Source organism: Clostridium bowmanii (assembly GCF_018861315.1).
In the GTDB taxonomy this organism is placed as follows: Bacteria; Bacillota; Clostridia; order Clostridiales; family Clostridiaceae; genus Clostridium_AD; species Clostridium_AD bowmanii.
The window spans coordinates 1-4,717 of record NZ_JAHLDL010000071.1; the positions used below are offsets into that span (position 1 = coordinate 1).

Here is a 4,717-nt window from a genome sequence, read left to right on the forward strand (position 1 = left end):
AAACTAAAAATTCCTTTTTGTAAATAATTGTAAATAAATATCTTTTAAGTAAATAATTAGTTTCTAAATTCATTCAGCGGAATATAAGTTAGAGCACCAACTAAGGATTGCAATACCCAAACAAGTCCCTCCTTTGATAAAGGCATAGAATTCAAAAATGACATTTTAAGTCCAATTTGATTTAATGAATCAGATACACTAAAAACAGCAGTAAATAGCATACTGAGTGAATATACGGAGTTATAACCTTTAAATAAGTTATGGGTGAATGCTAGTACAATAAGCACTATTGCCATAGGATATATAGCCGTTAAAACAGGTACAGATACCTTTAATATGTTAGTTAAACCTACATTTGCAAAGAGCATACTAGATAGTGTTATTCCAGTAACCCATACTTTATAGCTAACTTTTGGAATTATCCTTGAAAAATATTCACTACATGAGGTAATTAAAGTTAAGACAAGCCCAGCTATAAACCCAGCTTTTATTGTGTAAGAGCTTAAAGCTATTTTATCTGTAATTCCTTGTTTTTTTAAAACTAGTGCAACAACTATTCCGAAATTAAGGGCAGCAATGGCATCCATAGTCATATATCCATCTAAAAATCGTTTTAATACAGGGAAGTTACCATAATCCCCAATTGGAGCATTAAAGCCACCAATAGGTTTTACTAAGCTACCTATAAATATTATTAATATAAGTATTAAGATAGCAGGGGTTAGTACCTTGCCAAAACGATCCATTAATTTATTAGGAGTCATACTTAACCAAAAGGCTAAACCAAAGAAGCACAATGTATATACAAAAAGAGGCAAAGCTCCACCAATAGCTGATGCTTTTAAAAATGGTGCTATGCTTGTTTCAAAAGATAAACTAGCAGCACGAGGTATGCCTAAAAATGGTCCTATTGATAAGTATATTAATAATGTAAAAATAAGTGCGAAGGGTTTATTAACTCTTCTAGCTAAATTTTGAAGGCCATCGGCTTTTGCCACAACAGCTACGGCAAGGATAGGTAAACATACTGCCGAGGCAAGGGATCCAGCTAGAGAAAGTAAAAGATTTGTACCTGACATTTGTCCAAGTACAGGTGGGAAGATTAAGTTTCCAGCTCCAAAAAATATTGAAAATAGCATTAAGCTAACTAATATTAAATTTTTTCTTGATAATTTATTCATTGTAATTCCTCCATAAATTTTATTTTTATTAAGATTAAGTATTATATCGCTAATGTCACTGTCCACTAAACCACCTCCTTTTAAAATAAATAAGAATATAAAAGAATATAAAAAAAAGCCCTGTCTTCTGCATAATGCAGAGGACAGGAGCTATGCTCGCGTGTTACCACTTCGGTTTATTTACACATCACTGTGTAAACCTCATAAGGCACGGCGCAAAAGCACTTATACCTTTGCGATATAACGGTCGCACCCGTCAGAAGCCTACTGAGATATAAAACCCTTTCAGTTCGCTACTCAGAGACATATTCAAAATCCGTTTTCTGCACCTCTCATCAACCGGTAACTTTCTGTTGAAAACCTATGACTTTTACTTTTTCTCTTTAAAGTATTATTATATTAATAAAACGATATCAACAAAATTGTTTAATGTAAATATTTACATAACAATTATGCATATTTAATTATATATAGCTATATTTTAATATTTAGGAAAAATAGATTTTAAACAGTAATTATATATTGACATGTAAAGGTTACGGCTGTAAACTGTCTTTAAGGTTACAACGGTAACCTTAAAGGGGGACTGAATATGAGCTCATTGGTTTCAAAGATAACAGATTCAGAAGCTGAGGTTATTCGTGTGCTATGGAAAGCTGGTTATGAACTTCGAATAGCAGATATTAGAAAAACACTTGAACAGACCAGTAAATGGGAAGCTTCTACAATAAAAACCTTACTTCGAAGACTTTGTGAAAAGGGTGTGGTTTTAGCCACCAAAAAAGAGGTATTCTATTATAAGCCTTTGGTTACTGAGACAGAATATAATCAATATACCACTCAAGGTTTAATTAACCGGTTATATTCTGGAAGTGCAAAAAAACTTGTGGCATCTCTGTTAGGAAGTGAAAAGCTAGACGATACTGACATTGAGGAGTTGCGTAATCTATTTAAGGTAGGTGCTAGTGATGAGCACAACAGTTAAGTTAATACTATCGCTTTCCTTGTCAGGTAGCATTCTTGCAATGGTAATTTTTTTAATAAAACCATTTATAAAGCACAAGCTTTTCAAATTTATACAATACTATATTTGGATTGTGGTACTCCTAAGACTTATAGTGCCATTTTCTTTAGAAACAAGTATTATGAATAAATTATTTTATGGTAATCAAGCACTGGTGGTAGCTAATTCTCAAGATATAGTTCAACCAATAGTAAAGACTGGCACAAATATATCAAAATCAAATTCATCACTGAATGTTAAAGGAACCGTATCTAATGTTGTTAATAATGGTGAGGTTAAGCAGAAAATATATTTTAATGATTTATTTAAACAGTATAGTTTATATGTTTGGCTAATGGGAGTTATAATTACACTGAGTGTTAACTTAACAGGGTATACTCGATTTTTAAAATACTTGAAGAAATCAAATATCTCAGCTACAAATAGTGAAAAGGAAATGTTAGGTACATTATTGAATGGACGACGGAAGGTAAAACTTTTTCGTAATCAGTTTTTGAATACACCAATGCTAATCGGAATTGTAACACCTTCTATTATTATTCCTGATATCAAATTTAATGAAAAGCAACTCAAAAATATTCTGCTTCATGAAATTGTACATCTTAAACGGTTCGATATTCCGGTAAAATGGCTAACAATGTTAGCCTCATCAATTCACTGGTTTAACCCGCTTATGTATTTTATTAAAAAGGAAATTAATAGTTCTTGTGAATTATCTTGTGATGAAGCGGTTATTAAAAACCTTAGTCCTGCAGAAAAACAAGATTATGGTGATACATTGATATCTGTTGTAGCACAGTATAAATACCCTAGTGGGATATTACAGGTAACTATGTGTGAAGAAAAAAAGGGTTTAAAAGAAAGGTTAATAGCAATTATGAATCATACAAGAAAATCAAAAAAAGTGATAATATTATCAGCAATTTTGCTTCTAGGTGTTATATTTGGTGGACTTTATTTAGGTGCGGGAATTGGAACTGGAAAAGCGATTCCACCCGCAATTTATATAAATGCAGAAGAGCAAAAAACTAAAGTAGCACTTATGGGCACATATTTATGGCAATATAATGGTAAAAGTATTGAGGCTAACTCAGAAGATCCTAACGTTTTTAAATACAAATTAGAGAACATTGTTTCAGTAATAGCAAGACAACAATTTATTATTGGAACACAGAAATTAAATAAGGATAAAAAATATGACTTTTCAATAGAGAAAATTTCTATATATAAAGATGGTAAGCCCATAGAATTATTTAAACCAGTATCACCAAGTTTTATGAATGGGAATTTATATATGATGGCTCCACAAGATGCTGGTGAATATGTTTATACCCTGAGATTAAATTTTAAAGATAGGGGAACAGTTAGCTATGGGTTTGTTATAAGAGTTGATATGCCAAATTACGATTTAACTGAAATTTCAAAATATAAAACTCCATATATAGGAGACAATAGCAAGGTTTCTGCTATTGTAGGCAATCTTCCTGTGCCTGATAACTACTTTAATCAACAATATACTTCACTTGTAACAGAAAAAAAGCCATATAAGCTTAATGTGTTTTATGAAGCAAAAAAGAATGCATCACATATTAGTGAATGGCCTGTTGCCAATGATGATAATAATGCAACTTATTCTAATATGAGCACAAATGCATTAGTTTTATTTTGCATGATTGATAATCTCGATGAAGTAACATTTGCATATCGTGATTCACAGTCTGAGGGGAAATTAGATGATGCAAAATATAATTATACCTATTCATTCACAAGGGATTCCTTTGAAAAGAAATATGGTGATCTTTCAGTGATGGGTGAAAAATTAGAGTTACTTAAATCTGCATTGCAGTAGAGTTAGTATGAAGTATTGCACGAAATAATTGAATATTTCGCGCATTGTATATGTTGGTTATGCTATTTTAAAAGCAGCGGAAGCTAATAATATTATTCAAATCCATTACGAAGTACCTCCAAGTATTCATATACCAACGATAGCCTGATACAGATCTAGGTCCCGCAAATATAAGCCATGCCCAGAATCTACCCCGTGTTCTTGACCACATATAAAGGAATCTATAGGTACAAGGTCTAATTTCACCTTGGGTTAAACCTAGAGGGGTGATCCCAACTTCTTGTGGAGGTTGGGCTGGTATAAAGTTTGGAGGCACAGAAGATGGTGCTCCTTGAGGCAATTGAGGAAGGGGTTTTAATGGATTCATTTGCCTGTAGGGGGACATTAAGGGGAGAAATTGAGACTCTTGTTCATATATAAAGTTTGGATAATATAATCTAGTATCCTCATCAACATCAGAGCTGAAGCATAATAATATAGCCCTTGTATATCAAGGGCTATAAATTTTTTTGAAAAACTTTTTCTTAAATGGCGCTGAACAAACCTATAACTGCAATGTTATGATAATATTGGAAAGGTAGGTGGAACAAAATCATGGACAATATTATCATGGAATACTCCGGTAAAAAATTCACTTCTGAAGATATAGAACTTATAAAATGG

General features: G+C 32.3%; 3 protein-coding genes. 2 read left to right on the forward strand and 1 reads right to left on the reverse strand.

Going from position 1 to position 4,717, the window contains the following annotated elements; all coding sequences use genetic code 11:
- Positions 1–56: 56 nt before the first annotated feature.
- Entirely contained in the window at positions 57–1,247 is a 1,191-nt protein-coding gene (locus KPL51_RS22640; protein WP_224854738.1) for a branched-chain amino acid transport system II carrier protein, read from the reverse strand.
- Between the two features lie 526 nt (positions 1,248–1,773).
- On the opposite strand from KPL51_RS22640, the gene KPL51_RS22645 reads away from it, so the two are divergent.
- Positions 1,774–2,166 (forward strand): BlaI/MecI/CopY family transcriptional regulator, encoded by a 393-nt coding sequence (locus KPL51_RS22645; RefSeq protein ID WP_216166626.1) that lies wholly within the window; start codon positions 1,774–1,776, stop codon positions 2,164–2,166.
- Positions 2,150–4,054, forward strand: coding sequence for a M56 family metallopeptidase (locus tag KPL51_RS22650; protein WP_216166629.1), 1,905 nt, complete (start codon positions 2,150–2,152; stop codon positions 4,052–4,054). The genes KPL51_RS22645 and KPL51_RS22650 overlap by 17 nt, the downstream gene beginning before the upstream one ends.
- Positions 4,055–4,717 lie beyond the last annotated feature (663 nt).

What these genes read in the sequence shown, in the direction of transcription:
- KPL51_RS22645 (WP_216166626.1), top strand. Translation starts at nt 1,774, where the DNA reads ATGAGCTCATTGGTTTCAAAGATAACAGATTCAGAAGCTGAGGTTATT.
- KPL51_RS22650 (WP_216166629.1), top strand. Translation starts at nt 2,150, where the DNA reads ATGAGCACAACAGTTAAGTTAATACTATCGCTTTCCTTGTCAGGTAGC.